Here is a 19229-nt window from a genome sequence, read left to right as displayed (position 1 = left end):
CGGGGTGTCTGGCTTGGCTTCCTGTGCGGACTGCGCGAAAGCGGATGGTGCGAGGCTGAGGGCGGCTGCGCCGTAAAGGCTGAGCAGTACTGCATGACGTAATGGCGTATTGGCGAACAAGTTTTCTCTCCCGTGAAAAAACTGATTCTAGTCAAATAGCTCATGAGCACATGACTTTTTTGACAATTTTACATTCAAACTTTATTTACTGTTGTTTTGTCGCGCCAGAGTGACGCCGGCACTACGTAATGCTACGTAGCGCCATAGTTTTAGCCAATTATTGCTTCATCTATCAGCTGGCATCCGGCGCAGGATGTACTATACTGTATAAAAACACAGTATCAAGTCATGACATCTATTAGCACGCCGACCATGCAGGGCTTGCCGGCCTATGCCGAGCTGTTCTGCCTGACCAACTTCTCCTTCCTGCAAGGCGCCTCCAGCGCCGAGGAGCTGGTCGCGCGCGCCGTGCAGCTGGACTACGCCGCCCTGGCCATCACCGACGAATGCTCGCTGGCCGGCGTAGTGCGCGCTCACGCCCAAGCCAGGGAGGCCGGCCTGCCGCTGCTGATCGGCAGCCATTTCCACCTCAAGCATCCCGACGGCAGCCCGGCCTTGTCGCTGATCGCGCTGGCGCAGGACCGCGAGGGCTACGGCAATCTCTGCGAGCTCATCACGATAGCGCGCAACCGGGTCGCCAAGGGCAGCTACCTGTTGACGCCGGCCGACCTGGCCGCGCCGCCGCCGGCCTACGCCCACTTGAAAGGCTTGCCCGGCTGCCTGATGATTTTGCTGCCGCATTACCCGGCGTTCCAGCCGGACGACGTCGACCGCCTGCACGCGCAGGCGGCGTGGATGGAGGTGACGTTTCCGGGCCGTAGCTGGATGGGCCTGAACCTGTTGCAGCGCGCGCTGGACGAGGCGCACCGCCTCAGCATCGACGAGGTGGCGCTGCAGCACGGCATGCGGGTGGTGGCGCTCGGGCATGTGTGCATGCACGTGCGCTCGCGCAAGCCCTTGCTCGACACCTTGTGCGCGGTGCGGGTCGGCAAGCCGGTGGCCGAGTGCGGCTACGCGCTGGCGCAGAACGCCGAGCAGCACCTGCGCTCGCGGCTGCGGCTGGCGAACCTGTATCCGCCGCAGGCGCTGGCGGAAACGCTGAACATCGCGCGGCAGTGCCGCTTCAACTTGAGCGAGCTGCGCTACGAATATCCGCACGAGCTGGTGCCGCCGGGCCACACGCCGGGCAGCTATCTGCGGCAGGAAGTGTATGCCGGCGCGCAGCGGCGCTTTCCGGCCGGCCTGTCCGACAAGGTGCGCGGGCAGATCGAGAAGGAGCTGGCGCTGATCCGCGAGCTGAAATACGAGCCTTACTTCCTCACGGTCTACGACATCGTCCGCTTTGCCCGTTCGCAGGACATCCTGTGCCAGGGCAGGGGATCGGCGGCCAACTCGGTGGTCTGTTATTGCCTCGGCGTGACCGAGGTCGATCCCGAGCGCAGCAATATGCTGACTGGGCGTTTCATTTCCAAGGAGCGCGACGAGCCGCCGGATATCGATGTCGACTTCGAGCACCAGCGGCGCGAGGAAGTGATCCAGTACATCTACAAGAAATACGGCGCGGACCGGGCCGCGCTGGCGGCCGTCGTCATCAGCTATCGGCCCAAGAGCGCGCTGCGCGACAGCGGCAAGGCGCTGGGCGTGGACCTGGCCATCGTCGAGAAGGTGGCCAAGGCGCACCACTGGTTCGACGGCCGCGACGACCTGCTGGGCCGGCTGGCCGAGTGCGGGCTGGACCCGGAGTCGCAACTGGCCCAGCAATGGGCCGCGCTGGCGGTGACCTTGCTGGGCTTCCCGCGCCACCTGTCGCAGCACCCCGGCGGCTTCGTCATCTCGCACGAAAAGCTGTCGCGGCTGGTGCCGATCGAGGCGGCGACCATGGAAGGGCGCTGCGTGATCCAGTGGGATAAGGACGACCTGGAAGAGCTGGGACTGATGAAGGTGGACGTGCTGGCGCTGGGCATGCTATCGGCGCTGCGGCGCGCGCTGGCGCTGGTGGGCGCGCAGCGCGGCGCGCCGTTCCGCATGCAGGACATCCCCGCCGAGGACGCCGCCACCTACGACATGATGTGCGAGGCCGACACCATCGGCGTGTTCCAGATCGAATCGCGCGCGCAGATGAGCATGCTGCCGCGCCTGCGGCCACGGGTGTTTTACGACCTGGTGATCGAGGTCGCGCTGGTGCGTCCGGGACCGATCCAGGGCGGCATGGTCCATCCCTATCTGCAACGGCGCATGCGGCGCGAGGACGTCCACTTCCCGCCGCGGCTGGAGGAGGCGCTGGGCCGCACGCTGGGCGTGCCGATCTTCCAGGAGCAGGTGATGCAGATCGCCGTCATCGCCGCCGGCTTCACCGAGGGCGAGGCCGACCAGCTGCGGCGCGCGATGGCCGCGTGGAAGCGCAAGGGCGGGGTCGACAAATACCAGCAGCGCATCATGGACGGCATGCGCGAGCGCGGCTACGACGAAGCGTTCGCGGCCGCCATCTGCAGCCAGATCCAGGGCTTCGGCGAATACGGCTTTCCCGAATCGCACGCCGCCAGTTTCGCGCTGCTGACCTATGCCAGTTCCTGGCTCAAGTGCCACGAGCCGGCCGCCTTCCTGTGCGCCTTGCTCAACAGCCAGCCGATGGGTTTCTACAGCCCGTCGCAGCTGGTGCAGGACGCCAAACGCCACGGCGTGCAGGTGCGCGAGATCGATGTCGCCGTCAGCGGCTGGGATTCCTCGCTGGAAGAACGGGTGGGCAGGCGCGGCCAGCCGGTGGTGCGGTTGGGCCTGTCGCTGCTGAAGGGTATGCGCGCCGAAGCGGCCGAACGCATCGAGCAGGCGCGCGCCGCGCAACCGTTCGCCAGCGTGGCCGACCTGGCGCGCCGAGCCGACCTGGACCGCCATGACCTGCAAGTGCTGGCCGGCGGCAATGCACTGCAAGCGTTGGCCGGCAACCGGCGGCAAGCCTTGTGGCAGGCGGTCGGCGCCACGCCGGACAAGGATTTGCTGCGGCCGACCACGCCGGACGAGGAAATCCCGCTGCTGAAGCCGCCGACGGAAGGGGAGGAGATCCTGGGCGATTACCGCTCGCAGGGATTGACCTTGGGCCGGCATCCGCTGGCGCTGCTGCGCCCCAAGCTGCTGGAGCACCGCTTCCTGCCGGCGTCCACGCTCAACACCTACACCAACGGCATGCTGGCGCGCGCCTGCGGCATGGTGACCGTGCGGCAGCGTCCGGGCACGGCCAAGGGCGTACTGTTCATTACCATCGAGGATGAGACCGGCAACGTCAATGTCATCATCTGGCCGGCGCTGGTGGAACAGCAGCGGCGCGAGGTGCTGGGGGCGCCGTTGCTGGGCGTGTATGGCGTGTGGCAGCAGGAGGGCATCGTGCGCCACCTGGTCGCCAAGCGGCTGGTCGACATGTCCCACCTGCTGGGACGGCTGCCGACCATCAGCCGCGATTTCTGCTGACTAGCGCTGTCCGCGCCGTAGATGGACCGCCACCGTCGATTCGTGTCGGCCGGACCAGCTGCTGAGCATGACGGGCACGCCGGCCTGCGGCTGCTGCGGGCGGCGAAAATGGTGGTGGAACAGCCAGCCGGCGGCAATGCCGGCGCCGACCGCCATTCCGCCCACAACGATGATGGCGGCGTACATTATCGGAGACCCGCGCTGCGGTTGCCGCTGGTGCCGTAATAGGTGTGGATCTGGCTGGCCCAGGTCTGGTTGGCCATATTGGGCCATTGGTCGCTATTGAAGCCGGGCGCGTCTTCGATGCGCTCCTTCTCCAGGTTCAGCGTGAAGCGCTTGTTGACGGTGTCCAGCGTCAGCGCCTCCCAAGGCACGGCGAACAGCTTTTCGCCCAGCGTGAACACGCCGCCGAAGGCCATCACCGCATAGGCGATGTTGCCGGTGCGCATGTCCAGCATGATTTCCTTGATTTCGCCCAGGTGCTCGTCTTTCAGGTTGTGCACGTGATTGCCGATCAGCGTATCGGCGCCCATCAGTTCCGGACCGGGGCCTTTGTGGCCGTGGTCGACATACATGCCCAAGGCATCGAGTTCTTCATAGTTCATCGTGATCTCCTTGAATGAGTGAGTTGTCATTTTTGTCTTGTTGAAGGCGCCGGTCTGTACGGTGCAACACAGTGCTGACGGATAGGCAAACTGGCAATTTTTGTACTTTCCTTCATAGGAGTTTCCCTGCCGGTTGCGGATTTTTCCGGGCAGGAAGGTGAAGAATCGGACGTTTTAGGGTATAATTTCAATTTCCCGCACGTGCCGTTCGGCACCATCTGCAATGACCAAATTTGTCTTCGTCACCGGTGGCGTCGTGTCTTCCCTTGGTAAAGGGATAGCCGCCGCCTCTCTCGCCGCGATCCTCGAATCGCGCGGCCTCAAAGTCACCATGCTCAAGCTCGACCCGTATATCAACGTCGATCCTGGCACGATGAGCCCTATGCAGCACGGTGAAGTCTTCGTCACCGACGACGGGGCCGAAACCGACCTCGACCTCGGCCACTACGAGCGCTTCATCTCCACCCGCATGAAAAAGGTGAACAACTTCACCACTGGCCAGATCTACGAATCGGTGATCCGCAAGGAACGCCGCGGCGAGTACCTGGGCAAGACCGTGCAGGTGATCCCGCACATCACCAATGAAATCCAGGACTACATCCGTCGTGGCGCCGAAGGCTACGACGTGGCCCTGTGCGAAATCGGCGGTACCGTGGGCGACATCGAATCGCTGCCGTTCCTGGAAGCGGCGCGTCAGCTGAGCCTGCGCGCTGGCCGCAAGAACACCGCCTTCGTCCACCTGACGCTGGTGCCGTTCATCGCCTCCGCCGGCGAACTGAAAACCAAGCCGACCCAGCACTCGGTGCAGAAGCTGCGCGAAATCGGCATCTCGCCGAACGCGCTGCTGTGCCGCGCCGACCGCCCGATCCCGGACGACGAGCGCGCCAAGATCTCGCTGTTCTCGAACATCGAAGAGCACGCAGTGATCTCCGTGTGGGACGTCGACACCATCTACAAAGTACCGCAGATGCTGCACGACCAGGGCCTGGACGCGATCATCTGCGAAGCGCTGGACCTGAACCCGGCCCCGGCCGACCTGTCGGTCTGGAGCCGCCTGATCTACACGCTCGAGCATCCGAAGACCGAAGTGTCGATCGGCATGGTCGGCAAGTATGTGGAACTGACCGAGTCGTACAAGTCGCTGACCGAAGCGCTGCGCCACGCCGGCATCCACAACGAATCCAAGGTCAACATCGAGTACATCGACTCGGAAGAGATCGAGACCACCGGCTGCGCCGCGCTGGGCAAGTACGACGCCATCCTGGTACCGGGCGGCTTCGGCAAGCGCGGCGTGGAAGGCAAGATCATGGCCGCCCAGTTCGCCCGTGAAAACAAGATCCCTTACCTGGGCATCTGCCTCGGCATGCAGGTGGCGCTGATCGAATACGCCCGCCACAAGGCCGGCCTGACCACCGCCAACTCGACCGAGTTCGACCTGGAAACCTCGCAGCCCGTCGTCGCCCTGATCGACGAATGGCAAGGCCAGGACGGCAAGGTTGAAAAGCGCGACGAGAACTCCGACATGGGTGGCACCATGCGCCTGGGCGCGCAAACCTGCGCCATCAAGCCGGGCACGCTGGCGTCGGAAATCTACGGCGCGGTGGTCACCGAGCGTCACCGTCACCGCTACGAAGCCAACAACCACTACCTGCCGCGCGTGGAAGCGGCCGGCTTGGTGGTCGCGGCCCGTACCCCGACCGAAGACCTGTGCGAAATCATGGAACTGCCGCGTACCGGCGAGAACTCGCACCCTTGGTACATGGGCGTGCAGTACCACCCAGAATTCAAATCGACCCCGCGTGACGGCCATCCGCTGTTCACGTCCTACATCAAGGCAGCACTGGCCCACAAGGCCGCCGGCGGCGCCCGCCTGCACGCTGTGACTGATTCTTTGCAAGGAGATGCGGCATGAAACTGTGCGGATTTGACGTTGGCCTCGACCAGCCGTTCTTCCTGATCGCCGGCACCTGCGTGATCGAATCGCGCCAGATGGCGTTCGACACCGCCGGCGCGCTGAAGGAAATGACGGCCGCGCTGGGCATCCCGTTCATCTACAAGTCCTCGTTCGACAAAGCCAATCGTTCCTCCGGTACCACTTACCGCGGTCCCGGCCGCGAAAAGGGCCTGGAGATCCTGGGTGACGTCAAACGCGAGCTGGGCGTGCCGGTGCTGACCGACGTGCACTCGATCGACGAAATCGCCGAAGTATCGGCGGTGGTCGACGTGCTGCAAACCCCGGCCTTCCTCTGCCGCCAGACCGACTTCATCGTCGCCTGCGCCGAGTCCGGCCTGCCGGTCAACATCAAGAAGGGCCAGTTCCTCGCCCCGCACGACATGAAGAACGTCATCGACAAAGCCCGCCTGGCCGCCAAGGCCAAGGGTCTGAACGAAGACAACTTCATGGCCTGCGAGCGCGGCGCTTCCTTCGGCTACAACAACCTGGTATCGGACATGCGTTCGCTGGCCATCATGCGCGAATCGAACTGCCCTGTGGTGTTCGATGCGACCCACTCGGTGCAGCTGCCGGGCGGTAACGGTACTTCTTCGGGCGGCATGCGCGAAATGGTGCCGGTGCTGTCGCGCGCGGCGGTGGCGGTCGGCGTGGCTGGCTTGTTCATGGAAACCCATCCCAACCCTGCAGAAGCCCTGTCGGACGGCCCGAACGCCGTGCCGCTGGGTCGCATGAAGGAGTTGCTGTCCACGCTGATCGAGCTGGACCGCATCACCAAGAAAGCTGGTTTCCTGGAAAACAGCTTCAACTAATGCAAGATACCTGGCGTACGAGTTTTCGTATGAGTGGCGCTCCTGCGCCGGGTACAATCCCCGTTATTTCGTCCGCAACGCGCATCAGAACGCGTAGCGACTTCGCATCGCCTAACTTTGGAGAATGACATGAGTGCTATTGTTGACATCATCGGACGTGAAATCATTGACTCGCGCGGCAATCCTACCGTCGAATGCGACGTGCTGCTGGAATCGGGCGTCATGGGCCGCGCCGCCGTACCGTCGGGTGCATCGACCGGTTCGCGCGAAGCGATCGAGCTGCGCGACGGCGATCCGAAGCGTTACTTCGGCAAGGGCGTGCTGCAAGCCTGCGAAAACATCAACACCGAAATCTCGGAAGCCATCATGGGCCTGGACGCCAATGAGCAAGCCTTCCTGGACCGCACTCTGATCGACCTGGACGGTACCGAAAACAAAGGCCGCCTGGGCGCCAACGCCATGCTGGCCGTGTCGATGGCCGTGGCCAAGGCCGCCGCCGAGGAAGCCGGCCTGCCGCTGTACCGCTACTTCGGCGGTTCGGGCGCGATGCAACTGCCGGTGCCGATGATGAACGTCATCAACGGCGGCGCGCACGCCGACAACAACCTGGACATCCAGGAATTCATGATCATTCCGGTCGGCGCCCCGTCGTTCAAGGAAGCGGTCCGTTACGGCGCCGAAGTGTTCCACACGCTGAAGAAGATCCTGCACAAGAAGGGCCTGAGCACCTCGGTGGGCGACGAAGGCGGTTTCGCGCCATCGCTGGCCAACCATGAGGAAGCGATCAAGCTGATCATCCAGGCGATCGAAGAAGCCGGCTACGAGCCAGGCACCCAGATCGCCATCGGCCTGGACTGCGCGGCTTCCGAGTTCTACAAGGACGGCAAGTACGAGCTGGAAGGCGAAGGCCTGAGCCTGACCTCGACCGAGTTCACCAACCTGCTGGCGACCTGGTGCGACAAGTACCCGATCATCTCGATCGAAGACGCGATGCACGAAGGCGACTGGGACGGCTGGGCGATCCTGACCAAGGAACTGGGCAAGAAGATCCAACTGGTGGGCGACGACCTGTACGTCACCAACACCAAGATCCTGAAAGAAGGCATCCAGAAGGGCATCGCCAACTCGATCCTGATCAAGATCAACCAGATCGGCACCCTGACCGAAACCTTCGCCGCCATCGAAATGGCCAAGCGCGCCGGCTACACCGCCGTGATCTCGCACCGTTCGGGCGAGACCGAAGATTCGACCATCGCCGATATCGCCGTTGGCATGAACGCCCTGCAGATCAAGACCGGCTCGATGTCGCGTTCGGACCGCATGGCCAAGTACAACCAGCTGCTGCGTATTGAAGAAGATCTGGGCGATATCGCTTCCTACCCAGGCCGCGACGCGTTCTATAATCTGAAGTAATTAAGCAAGCGCGGCCGGGCTAGCTCCGGCCGCTGTCGACTCCATGCGTTTGATCACCCTCGCACTGGCAGCCCTGCTGCTGCTGATACAGTACCCGCTCTGGCTGGGGAAGGGGGGCTGGCTGCGCGTGAAGGACTTCGAAGGCCAGGTCGACGCCTCCCACAAGAAAAACGCGGAACTGATCGCCCGCAACGCCAAGCTCGACTCCGAAGTGCGCGACCTCAAGGACGGCACCGGCGCGGTGGAGGAGCGTGCTCGCTACGAGCTCAGCATGATCAAGCAAAACGAAATCTTCATCCAGATCGTCGGCAAGGGACAGGCCACCGCGCCGCCGCCGCTGGCGCCCAAACCTCCCGAAAACTGAGTCATCCATGACGACACGTGCTGGCATACTGCTGATGTTGGCCACGCTTGTCCCGCTTGCGCATGGCGCGGGCCTTTGCACGCCGCTGCGGGTGGGCTATATGGACCAGAACCGGCCGCCGTACTGGATAGGCGAGGGCGAGCAAGTGCCTGAACCGCCGGGCGCGGCGGTCGACCTGATCCGCAACGCGGTGATGGGTTCCGGCTTCAACTGCCTGCCGACGCTGGTGCGCCTGCCGGTGGCGCGCCTGCGGGTGGCGCTGGAGGCGGGCGACATCGACATGACGCCGCTCGGCGAGCAGCCCAGCTACGCGGCCGAGATCGCGCTGCCACGCGACAAGGACGGCAACGTCGACCGCAACCGCGCGCTGCACAACACGCTGGTGGTGCTGGTGCGCGCCAAAGACAAGCTCCCGGCCGGCACCAATCCCAACGACTACTTTCGCGGCAAGGTGCTGGGGTCATCGCAAGGCCTGGGCTACAACGCCCGCCTGCGCGAGTCCGGCCTGACGCTGGACGACGGCGCCCGCGACCTGGAGCGCAATATCGAGAAGCTCAAGCTGGGCCGGGTGGACGGCGTGGTGGTCAACCTGGTCAAGCCCGAGCACCTGGCGGCCACGCTGAAGCGCTATCGCGGCGCGGTGGTGCAGCTGCCGCAGCCGCTGATCAACACACGGCTGTGGCTGGCCTTCAACGCCAACTACTATCGCGCCCATCGCGAGCAGGTCGAAGCGCTGTGGAGCTGGTTGGACTCGCACCGCGGCCGCCTCGGCGACGTGATGCAAAAATACCGCAAGCCGGAGTAATGCCATGACACCCCTGCTGCATCATCTGAGCGCCATCAGCCTGTTCGTCGAAGACGTGGCGGTGGCCAAGGCGTTTTATCTTGACGTGTTCGGCGTGCCGGTCGTGTACGAAGACGCAGTTTCGGCTGCGCTCAAATTCGACAACCTGATCGTCAACCTGCTGCATACGGGCAGCGCGCCGGAGATTATCGCGCCGGGCGTGGTGGCGCCGCGCGATGCCGGTTCGCGCTTCCAGATCAGCATCTGGGTGCCGGATGTGGACGCGGTCTGCGCGCATCTGCAGCAGCGCGGCGTGACCGTGCTGGCCGGTCCCGTCAACCGCCCTTGGGGCATGCGCACTGCAAACTTCGTCGACCCTGCTGGCCACAGCTGGGAAATCGCACAACAACTGGACCCCTAATATGCTGCATCACATTTCATTCGGCGTGCGCGACCTCGCGCTCGCCGGCGCTTTCTATGACGCCGCGTTGGGCGCGCTGGGCTTTCGTCGCGTGTTCGAGGACGATGACGCCATCGGCTACGGCTTGGAGGACGACAAAGACTTGCTGTGCCTGAAGCTGCGCCCTGACGCCGCCGCGCCGGGCGCCGGCTTCCACATGGCCTTCACCGCGCCGACCCGCGCCGCCGTGGACGCCTTCCATGCCGACGCGTTGCGCATCGGCGGCAGCGACAACGGCGCCCCGGGCCCGCGCCCCGACTACGGCGACCATTACTACGCCGCCTTCCTGGTCGATCCGGATGGTCATCGTATCGAAGCGGTCATCAATGGGAGTCCGCGATGACGGTTAAGGGGGCGCTCGCGCTATGGATTTTTTGCTGTGCGCAGGCGGCGTTTGCCGACGAATTGAAGATCCCCGTTCCGGGAGAAGGATGGACACTGAAGCTAGACGCGCCGGCTATGAACGAAGTCCCGGCATTACGCGAAGGCCACGTCTATACCGGCAATGCCGGCAAGCTGAATTTATCTCTGCATGTCAGCAAGCCCTTGTGCGAAGGTGGCGACAGCGATGACAACCGCTATAAATGCTTCGTCAAGAGAATGCAGAACTTCCCCTATATTGTCAGCAACTCGGTTAGGGCCAACACTGTGGCTGGTGGTGTCCAAGTGACGTATCTGATCGAGGTGCCGGTTGGCGAGAACAAAGTGCGCGCATTTAATCTGTACTACTTGTTTGTGAAGAATGGCAAGTGGGCTGATTTGCACGTCTCAGTGGTCCAACCGACCAAGGATGAACTGGAATCGGTTTTCAAACTGATCGAGACTGTCGCTGTCATCGACGAGAAGGCCACCTTGTGAACAAGTATCGTAAGTCTCATTGATTAATGCCATGAAAAAAATGTATCTATTCGCTTTTGGCACGGCCTACGGTTTGCTGATGCGCCTGGTGTTCGGCTTGGCGCCTTTCCTCAGCCTCGAATACCGGAATGCGGGAAGCGGGCCGATGCTGACTTCTTTCGTCGTGCTGGTGCCGCTGATGCTCGGCATCTACACTGTCTACGGCGCACGCGACCAGGCGCCGGGTTACCGCTTTGCGATCATCGCGCCGTGGGCGCCGATGTTTGCCTTTGTCGGCGGCACCGCCTTGCTGATGATCGAAGGTTCGATCTGCATCGCCATGGCCCTGCCGATCTTTATGATTTCCGCGTCGGTGGGCGGCCTGATCGGGCTGGTCCTGATACGCAACGTCAAGTTCAAAGCCGGCTCGATGAACGCGCTGTTGATGCTGCCGCTGCTGACCGGCTACGCCGAAACGCACATCGCGCTGCCACAGGAAATCAGCCAGTCGGCCCAGTCCATCCACATCGCCGCCAAGCCGGAAGTGGTATGGGGCTTGATCAACCACGCGGTCGACATCCAGCCGGCCGAGATGAGCGGCGGCCTGGCCTATATGATCGGCGTGCCGTATCCGATCGGAGCCGTGACCCAGCCCACCGCCAGCGGCCGCGTGCGCAAGCTGCGCTGGGCCAAGGATGTGCGCTTCGATGAGCCGATCACGGCCTGGGAAGAAAACCGCTACATCCAATGGACCTACGACTTCAAGCCCGACTCCTTCCCGCCCGGCGCGCTGGACGACCACGTGCTGATCGGCGGCCGCTACTTCGACCTGGCCGACACCTCGTACCGCCTGCAACCCGAGGTCGGCGGCACCCGGCTCGACATCGTGGTCAGCTATCGCGTCAGCACCAATTTCAACTGGTACGCCGCCTGGTGGGGCAGGGTGCTGGTCGACGATTCCGCCAACGCCATCCTGCGCTTTTACAAGCGCCGCAGCGAGCACGCTTAGGCTAGAATAGGCGCCCCCATCGTCCTGCGAGTTTTGGTTTGAGAGTCTTATTTTTTGCGGCAGCGCTGGCGCTGTCCGGCATCGCCAACGCGGCCACCATCGGGCCGCGCGCCAAGGGCGATCAGGTGTTGCGGGCGCAGGTGTTGTTGGACCGCGCGCACTTTTCGTCCGGCGAAATGGACGGCGCCTACGGCAGCAATATGCGCCAGGCCATACGCGGCTTCCAGAAGTTGCACCAGCTGCCGCTGACCGGCGTGGTCGATGCCGCGACATGGACCGAGCTGGAACGCGACCAGGCGCCGGTGCTCGACACTTACACCATCACCGCGCAAGACGTCGCCGGTCCCTACACGCCGGTCCCTACTGGCATGATGGCCAAGGCCAAGCTGCCCGCGCTCGGCTACGCCAGCCTGGCCGAGGCGCTGGGCGAACGCTTCCATTGCAGCCCCGACCTGCTGCGCCGCCTCAATCCCGGCAAGCCGCTGACCCGCGCCGGCACCCAGCTGACCGTGCCCAACGTGGCCGCCGCCAGGCCGCTGCCGAAAGCCAGCTCCATCCTGGTCGATGCGCATGAGGGCACGCTGACCCTGCTCGACGCCGGCGGCATGCCGTTCGCGCAGTTCCCCGCCAGCACCGGCAGCAAGCATGATCCGCTGCCCGAGGGCCGCTGGCAGGTGCGCGGCGTCGCCACCAATCCCGAATACCGCTACAACCCCAAGCTGTTCTGGGACGCCAAGGCCGGCGACGCCAATGCCCGCCTCGCGGCCGGCCCCAACAATCCGGTCGGCCTGGCGTGGATAGAGCTGAGCAAGGAACACTATGGCATCCACGGCACGCCCGAGCCGGGCAACATCGGCAAGACCCAGTCGCACGGCTGCATCCGCCTCACCAACTGGGACGTGATGGCGGTGGTGCGCTCGATCGCGCGCGGTGCGGTGGTGTTGTTGCAATAGTGGTGACATTTCAATAGATTTCTGAATAGTAATTTTTTGTACAATCGGCGGGTCGATTCTTCATGAGAACAATCCTCCATGTTCCGCACACTACTCATTGTCACTTTGCTGTGCGCCTGCGCCAGCGGCCACGCTCAGATCTACAAATGGGCCGACGCCCAAGGGCGCATCCACTACACCGACAACAAGGATGATGCCGGCGACGCGCCGATCGCCGAGTTGAAAATGAACGGCGAGCCGACCGTGCTGCCTGCACCGCCCGCCAGCGGCCCGACCTGGCAGCAGCGCGACGCGGAATTCAAACGCCGTCAGCAATACAAGCTGCTGGCGCCGAACTATCGGCCGCGCCAGCAGGCCGCGCCGCCGCAGGCCTCCATCCGCCAATCCTGACTATCTTGCGCCTGCCACCTCAGACCGCGACCGCAGCGCAAAAGCGCAGCGCCGTGTATGCTTGCGTCCAGGGGCCGCGGATCGCACGGCCGGATTTCTGGAGGGAGCGCAGTTGAAAACAATCGGACTGATAGGCGGCATGAGCTGGGAATCGACGGTGCCTTACTACCGTCAGGTCAACGAGACGGTCAAGCAGCATCTGGGCGGGCTGCATTCGGCCAAGGTGGTGCTGTACAGCGTGGACTTCCATGAAGTCGAGCGCCTGCAACATGCCGGCGACTGGGATGCCGCCGGCGCCTTGCTGGCCGACGCCGCGCGCTCGCTGCGCGCCGCCGGCGCCGATTTCCTGGTGCTGTGCACCAACACCATGCACAAGGTGGCGCACGCGATCGAGGCGGCGGTGGACATTCCGCTATTCCACATCGCCGACCCCACCGCCACTGAAATCAAGCACGCCGGCCACGCCAAGGTCGGCCTGCTGGGCACCCGCTTCACGATGGAGCAGGCGTTCTACAAGGACCGCCTGCGCGAGCGCCACGGCCTCGACGTGATCGTGCCGGACCAGCACGACCGCGACATCGTCCACCGCATCATTTACGAGGAGCTGTGCCTGGGCCGCATCGTCGACGCCTCGCGCGACGAGTACCGCCGCATCATCGCCGGCTTGGTGGCGCAGGGCGCGCAGGCTATCATCCTGGGTTGCACCGAGATCTCACTGCTGGTTGCGCAGCCGGACGCCGACGTGCCGCTGTTCGACACCACCGCCATCCACGCGCGCAAGGCCGCCGAGTGGGCGCTGGCCTAACTTTTGGAGAAAGATATGAAATTAATCGGCATGCTCGATTCCCCTTACGTCCGCCGCGCGGCGGTGACCCTGCAGTTGATGGGCCTGCGCTTCGAGCACCAGTCGCTGTCGGTGTTCAGCACCTTCGAGCAGTTCCGCCAGCTCAATCCGGTGGTCAAGGCGCCGACCTTCGTGGCCGACGACGGCACCGTGCTGATGGACTCGACCTTGATCGTACAGTACGCGGAAGCGCTGGCCATGCCGGCCAGCCGCATGACGCCGTCGATGCCGACCGAGCTGCTGCGCTCGCTGCGCGTGCTGGGTTTGGCCTTGGCCGCCTGCGACAAGGGCGTGCAGCTGGTGTACGAGCGCATGGTGCGCCCGACCGTGCACCAGCCGTGGGCCGAGCGCGTGACCGTGCAGATGCTGGCGGCCTTCGATGCGCTGGAAGCCGAGCTGCGCGCGCATCCGCTGTCGGCGGCGGCGATGGACCATGCCGGCGTGATGACGGCCGTGACCTGGCACTTCATGCAGCAGATGCTGCCGGAAGTGGTCGATGCGTCGCGCTATCCGCTGCAAGTTGAATTCTCGCGCCAGGCTGAAGCATTGCCTGCCTTCCACGCTGCGCCGCATGGCGACAGCACTTATGTCGCCTGACGCCATGCCAGTTTCCAGCTATCTGAACACCAGTCCCGTCCTCGGCGAGGACATCTATCTGCACGCCTCGGCGCAAGTGATCGGCGACGTGCGCATCGGCCGCGACAGCTCGGTCTGGTGCAACACCGTGCTGCGCGGCGACGTCAACCGCATCGTCATCGGCGCGTGCAGCAACGTGCAGGATTTCGCCATGGGCCACGTCTCGCACAAGAACGCCGCCAAGCCGGACGGCTCGCCGCTGGTCATCGGCGACTACGTCACCATCGGCCACTCGGTGCTGCTGCACGGCTGCACCATCGGCAACGAGTGCCTGATCGGCATGGGCTCCATCATCATGGACGACGTCGTCGTGCAGGACCGCGTGATGGTCGGCGCCGGCAGCCTGGTTTCGCCGGGCAAGGTGCTGGAGAGCGGCCACCTGTACGTTGGCCGCCCGGCGCAGAAGGTGAGGGCGCTCACCGACGAGGAGATCGCCTACCTGAAGTACTCGGCGGAGCACTACGTGCGCGTGAAGAACAACTACCTGGCTGCTTGATCCTGCTGTAGCTTCTGGCTGGCCCAGTAGCCGAAATCGACGTCGATGTTTTCCAGCAGCGCCACGAAATTCGTGGTCTGGCTGGTCAGCAGCGCGGCCGATTGCGAGATGAGATTGCCTTGCTTTTCCATCAGCTTGGACATGGTGTTGGCTTGACGCAGCTGCCCATAGTCGTCGACCAGGATCGCACAACCCTTGTGCCAGTCCTGGTTCTGGGTGTACAGGCGCTGCACGATGGCTGCCTGCAGCTGCGTCCACTCGCTCCAGACCACGGGGTCCCACAGCTTGGACGCCAAGGCCATGGTCATGGCGCCGTTGTTGACCAGGTGGGTGGCGTCTTTTTGCACCAGCCTTTGCGCGGTCATTGCATGCGCCAGCGGCGCCATCGTGTTCGACGCCAGCGCCATGGTTTCGGCGACGACACCATCTTTTTTCTCAACGGATGTCGATCCGACAGAAATGGGAAATTTGCTCATTGCATACTCCTTGGTCGCTCAAGCGCAAAGGCGGTCAAGCATGGCGTGGATCGCTTTGATTTGGACGGCATCGCGCGAATAGTAGGGTGAGTTTTCATCCTTGTTGCTGTAGCCCCACCAATCCCAGCAGCCGTCCGGATTCTGGATCTGGCCGTTGTCCGTGCCTTCGGCCTGCGGATAGAGCACGATGATGTCGTTGCTTTCGGCGATGTGGTTGTAGCCGGTGGTCGTGATGTAGCGGTTGCCGTACGGCGGCTGGTTGGCGGTGTCGGCGCGGCCGTTGACGTAGTCGGTGTAGTTGTAGCCTTGCTTGCAGCCGTGCAGGGCGATATGCACGCGCGGTTCCTTCACGCTGCCGGCCAGCACCCTGGACGGAATATAGGCGTAGCCGTAGTGGCTCATGCTGGCCCACGGCGCATCCGTGCCAAGAAATTCCCGCTGGTCGAAACACAGCAACTTCCCGGTGAGTTGCTCGGCGGGAGCCTTCAGGTCGCCATAAATATGGCGCAGGATGTCGTGCGATTGCATGAAGCCGCCGTTGTTGATGTAGGGCGGCTGATTGAGCTCCAGCTCCGAATCCTCCGGGTTGTCCGTGATGATGCTGTGGCCTGCCGGCACGTCGTCACGGTAGGTGATATTTTGCTGCTGCACGCCCAGCATTTCGTAGAACTGCCGGGTTCTCTCCACGACGTCGGAATACACCACGTCGTCCTTGCTGCCGGTGAAGATGTAGAGCCGGTCGTCGGCAAGATTGCCGATGTCGTCGATCAGCCCCGCCTCGGCCGTGTCCTTGGCCATGGCGACCAGGCGCCGCGCATCCGGGCCGGTTTGCGGGGTCAGCGGATTCATGCAGATGTACAGGGAGTTTTCGATGCGGGAATCTTCCGGCGTCACCAGCCCGCTCGGCTGGTAGGTCTCGGCGCAGCGGAACGGCCCGCCGGCGATGATGCCCGCGCCGGCAAAGCTGGCCGAGCGCGCCAGGTGCAGCTGCACCGTCATGAAGGCCCCGGACGACAGGCCGGAGATGGAATTGTTTTGTTTCGACGCCTTGTACGATCCGAGTTGGACAATTTTCCCGTTTGCATTTGCAACCATCGTGGACCTCCTGGTGGGGTTGAGTCTTCGCGTAGAAGCGGTATTCTGCGGGCGCCTCATGGAAGCTTATTGAGCCTTATCAAGATACCCGAAGAATCGATGGATGCAAGAAGAATAATTTTTAACTTTTATTAAGCAATCCGGGCGGCCCATTTTGCTTGTAAATGAGAATCATTATTGTTAAGATGTGTTTTTGCCAGCAATCGCCGTAGTTCCGAGAGCCAGCCGTCACCTCACTCCTGGAACTCTATGGCCGCTATCACTTCGGGCGCCCGGCATACGGCCGCGCCTTCGTCCCTCCACGCCGTCACGCTGGCGGTGCGATCCGCCTTGCTGACCCTGCTGGGCGTGGCGCTGCTGCCCGCCCACGCCGCCGCCGATGCGCCCGCCGCCACTGCGCTGGGCGAGATCCTGGTGCTAGCCAAGCGCGATGACAGCGGCAACACCCGCAGCGGCGCCAGCGTGGTCATCGGCGCCGAGCAGATCAGCCGGAACAACGCCATCGACATGGCCAACATCGCCCGCTACTCGCCGCTGATCAGCGTGCCCGCCGCCGCCAGCGGCTCCGGCAATATCTGGGACGGCGCCGGCAATACCGGCTTCAATATCCGTGGCGCCGAAGGCAACCGCGTCAGCCTGGAACTGGACGGCATCGCGTTGCCCGACGCCGCGCCGAAACCGGACGGCACCAGCACCAACGCCTTCGGCATCGGCCGCGACTACTTCGACCCCGAGACCTTCCGCGAAGTGCGCATCGGGTCCGGCAGCAGCCCGGCCGGCGCCGGCACGCCCGGCATCGGCGGCTCGGTCTCGTTCATCACCAAGGCGCCGGAAGACTACCTGAGCACGCGCAATCTCTACGCCGACTACAAGTTCGGCTACACCTCCGACCATGCGCAGCGCATGCACGCGGTGACCGCCGCCGCCAAGCTCGGCGACAACCTGCAAGCGCTGATCGTCGGCGTCCACCGCGAAGGCGAACAAAGCAAGAGCAAGGGCGGCACGCCGCAAAACCCGGACGACTGGAGCTCCGACGCCGTGCTGGCCAAGCTGAACTGGAAGCTGGCGCGCGACCAGCAACTCAACTTCGCCGTCGACAACTACAAGGCCCAGCATGACCGGCTCTTCGCCAACAAGCTGGGCGCCTCCTATCCGGAAGGCGCGACCCAGGACTCGCGCACCGAGCGCACCCGCTACAGCATCGAGCATCGCTACACGCCGGGTTCCAGCCTGCTGTTCGACACGCTGGACACCCGCGCCTACACGCAGAACTCGTCGGTGGCGGACCTGACCCGCGCCAGCTACCTGACCGGCGGCCAACCCTATCTGCGCAACATCTCGACCGGCTTCTACAACAACAGCAAGGGCCTGGCGCTGGACGCCACCAGGCAGCTCGATCCGTCGGACATGCTCAGTTACGGCATCAGCTACGAGCAGCAGGCATCGCGCCGTCCTTGGCTGGAGGACCGCACCGTCCTCAAGACCGGCGCGCACCAGCTCACGATGAAGAACCGCATGGCCGACATGGACACCGACCAGCTGGCCGCCTATGTGCGCGGCGAGTTCGGCTTCACGCTGCTGGGCCGGCAAGCCACGCTGACGCCCGGCCTGCGCGGCGAACAGCGCAAGCTGACGCCGAACAACCTGGCGGCTTACCTGATCGCCGTGCCGGGCGCGGCCAAGGAAATCAAGGAGGACACCGATGCCTTCTTCACGCCCAGCCTGAACCTGTCGGTCGAACTGGCGCCGGGCTTCAGCGCCTACGGACAGTACAGCCGCGGCACCCGCCTGCCGACTTCGGCCGAACGCACCGGCACCTACGATTCGTTCAGCTACACCGGCGCCGGCAATGGCTACGCGGTGCTGGGCAATCCGAACCTGAAAAAGGAAACCAGCAACGCCTTCGAGCTGGGCTTGAAAGGCGCACCCCGCAGCGGCGTCGAACTGAGCGCCTCGGTGTTCTACACCCGCTACAGCAACCTGATCGAATACGCCGCGCAAGCGCCCGATCCGGTCAACTACCCGACCGTCACCTTCGGCCTGTACCGTCCGGAAAACGTCGGCAAGGCCAGCACCTGGGGCGGCGAGGTCAGCAGCCGTTTCGTGCTGGGCCAGTGGATCGAGCAGATGAAAGGCTACAGCGTAGCATTGGCCGGCGGCGTGTCGCGCGGCACGGCGGAGAACCGCCTGACCGGCAAGCAGGGCGAGCTGTCGTCGATCCAGCCGTACAAGGCCAACGCCACTTTCGGCTACGACGATCCGGCGTTGCGCGGCGGCGCGGCCTTCACGGTCAGCACCGTGCGCGGCAAGCAAGCGGGCGACGACATCATCGCCGACGCCGCCGTCGCGCGCTTCGCCGTGCCCGGCTCGACAGTGATGGATTTCACCGCCTACTGGAACCTCGGCAAGCACGCCGTCCTCAACGCCGGCGTCTACAACCTCGGCGACAAGAAGTACTGGGACTACGCGTCGGCGCGCGGCCTGCCGGCCGGCACCACCGCCGCGACGCTGGCCGATATCGAACGCAATGTCCGTCCGGGCCGCAACTACGCGGTCAACCTCAAAGTGATCTACTAAGGAAT

20 protein-coding genes are annotated in these 19229 nt (G+C 63.8%); 16 read left to right on the top strand and 4 right to left on the bottom strand.

Going from position 1 to position 19229, the window contains the following annotated elements; all coding sequences use genetic code 11:
* Nucleotides 1–348 precede the first annotated feature (348 nt).
* Nucleotides 349–3522, top strand: coding sequence for an error-prone DNA polymerase (locus AC07OK_RS25405; RefSeq protein WP_494692870.1), 3174 nt, complete (start codon nt 349–351; stop codon nt 3520–3522).
* Here AC07OK_RS25405 and AC07OK_RS25400 read toward each other — a convergent pair whose 3' ends face one another.
* Together AC07OK_RS25400 and AC07OK_RS25395 are read right to left on the bottom strand one after the other, a co-directional pair.
* Nucleotides 3523–3708, bottom strand: a complete 186-nt coding sequence (locus AC07OK_RS25400) for a hypothetical protein (RefSeq protein WP_494692869.1) — start codon at nt 3706–3708, stop codon at nt 3523–3525.
* Entirely contained in the window at nt 3708–4127 is a 420-nt protein-coding gene (locus AC07OK_RS25395) for a PRC-barrel domain-containing protein (protein ID WP_494692868.1), read from the bottom strand. Before AC07OK_RS25395 ends, AC07OK_RS25400 begins: the two co-directional genes overlap by 1 nt.
* 223 nt (nt 4128–4350) lie before the next feature.
* On the opposite strand from AC07OK_RS25395, the gene pyrG reads away from it, so the two are divergent.
* The 14 genes from pyrG (at nt 4351) to AC07OK_RS25325 (ending at nt 15076) form a co-directional block, all read left to right on the top strand.
* The gene (pyrG, locus tag AC07OK_RS25390; RefSeq protein WP_494692867.1) at nt 4351–6039 is read left to right on the top strand and encodes a CTP synthase; all 1689 of its coding nucleotides are present in this window, start codon (nt 4351–4353) and stop codon (nt 6037–6039) included.
* On the top strand, nt 6036–6890 hold the full coding sequence (gene kdsA / locus AC07OK_RS25385; RefSeq protein ID WP_116990293.1) for a 3-deoxy-8-phosphooctulonate synthase: 855 nt from the start codon (nt 6036–6038) through the stop codon (nt 6888–6890). The genes pyrG and kdsA overlap by 4 nt, the downstream gene beginning before the upstream one ends.
* Before the next feature lie 129 nt (nt 6891–7019).
* Nucleotides 7020–8303: a phosphopyruvate hydratase gene (gene eno, locus AC07OK_RS25380; protein ID WP_332855572.1), complete on the top strand. Its 1284-nt coding sequence runs from the start codon at nt 7020–7022 to the stop codon at nt 8301–8303.
* 43 nt (nt 8304–8346) lie between these two features.
* Entirely contained in the window at nt 8347–8667 is a 321-nt protein-coding gene (ftsB, locus tag AC07OK_RS25375; RefSeq protein ID WP_217941932.1) for a cell division protein FtsB, read from the top strand.
* Between the two features lie 7 nt (nt 8668–8674).
* Nucleotides 8675–9472: a hypothetical protein gene (locus AC07OK_RS25370; protein WP_494692866.1), complete on the top strand. Its 798-nt coding sequence runs from the start codon at nt 8675–8677 to the stop codon at nt 9470–9472.
* A 4-nt stretch (nt 9473–9476) separates the two neighbouring features.
* Entirely contained in the window at nt 9477–9872 is a 396-nt protein-coding gene (locus AC07OK_RS25365; RefSeq protein ID WP_494692865.1) for a VOC family protein, read from the top strand.
* A gap of 1 nt (nt 9873) precedes the next feature.
* Nucleotides 9874–10254 carry a VOC family protein gene (locus AC07OK_RS25360; protein WP_494692864.1) on the top strand — a complete coding sequence of 127 codons (381 nt, stop codon included), beginning with the start codon at nt 9874–9876 and terminating at the stop codon, nt 10252–10254.
* Nucleotides 10251–10769 carry a hypothetical protein gene (locus AC07OK_RS25355; RefSeq protein ID WP_494692863.1) on the top strand — a complete coding sequence of 173 codons (519 nt, stop codon included), beginning with the start codon at nt 10251–10253 and terminating at the stop codon, nt 10767–10769. Before AC07OK_RS25360 ends, AC07OK_RS25355 begins: the two co-directional genes overlap by 4 nt.
* 40 nt (nt 10770–10809) lie before the next feature.
* Nucleotides 10810–11757, top strand: a complete 948-nt coding sequence (locus AC07OK_RS25350; protein ID WP_494692862.1) for an SRPBCC family protein — start codon at nt 10810–10812, stop codon at nt 11755–11757.
* A 38-nt stretch (nt 11758–11795) separates the two neighbouring features.
* Nucleotides 11796–12710, top strand: coding sequence for a L,D-transpeptidase family protein (locus AC07OK_RS25345; RefSeq protein WP_494692861.1), 915 nt, complete (start codon nt 11796–11798; stop codon nt 12708–12710).
* A 78-nt stretch (nt 12711–12788) separates the two neighbouring features.
* The gene (locus tag AC07OK_RS25340) at nt 12789–13100 is read left to right on the top strand and encodes a DUF4124 domain-containing protein (protein WP_494692860.1); all 312 of its coding nucleotides are present in this window, start codon (nt 12789–12791) and stop codon (nt 13098–13100) included.
* 112 nt (nt 13101–13212) lie between these two features.
* Complete coding sequence (locus AC07OK_RS25335) at nt 13213–13905, top strand: aspartate/glutamate racemase family protein (protein ID WP_494692859.1); 693 nt, start codon at nt 13213–13215, stop codon at nt 13903–13905.
* A 15-nt stretch (nt 13906–13920) separates the two neighbouring features.
* Nucleotides 13921–14541: a glutathione S-transferase gene (locus tag AC07OK_RS25330; protein ID WP_494692858.1), complete on the top strand. Its 621-nt coding sequence runs from the start codon at nt 13921–13923 to the stop codon at nt 14539–14541.
* A 4-nt stretch (nt 14542–14545) separates the two neighbouring features.
* Complete coding sequence (locus AC07OK_RS25325) at nt 14546–15076, top strand: gamma carbonic anhydrase family protein (protein WP_494692918.1); 531 nt, start codon at nt 14546–14548, stop codon at nt 15074–15076.
* Here AC07OK_RS25325 and AC07OK_RS25320 read toward each other — a convergent pair.
* Entirely contained in the window at nt 15061–15552 is a 492-nt protein-coding gene (locus tag AC07OK_RS25320; RefSeq protein ID WP_494692857.1) for a hypothetical protein, read from the bottom strand. The genes AC07OK_RS25325 and AC07OK_RS25320 overlap by 16 nt on opposite strands.
* A gap of 18 nt (nt 15553–15570) precedes the next feature.
* Nucleotides 15571–16647, bottom strand: coding sequence for an extracellular catalytic domain type 2 short-chain-length polyhydroxyalkanoate depolymerase (locus AC07OK_RS25315; RefSeq protein ID WP_494692856.1), 1077 nt, complete (start codon nt 16645–16647; stop codon nt 15571–15573).
* A 249-nt stretch (nt 16648–16896) separates the two neighbouring features.
* Here AC07OK_RS25315 and AC07OK_RS25310 point away from each other — a divergent pair, with 249 nt between their 5' ends.
* A complete protein-coding gene (locus tag AC07OK_RS25310; RefSeq protein WP_494692855.1) occupies nt 16897–19224 on the top strand; it encodes a TonB-dependent receptor domain-containing protein in 2328 nt (775 codons plus the stop codon).
* Nucleotides 19225–19229 lie beyond the last annotated feature (5 nt).

This window comes from Duganella sp. GW821-FHT07G03 (genome assembly GCF_059418605.1).
This window is presented reverse-complemented; position numbering and strand designations above follow the sequence as displayed.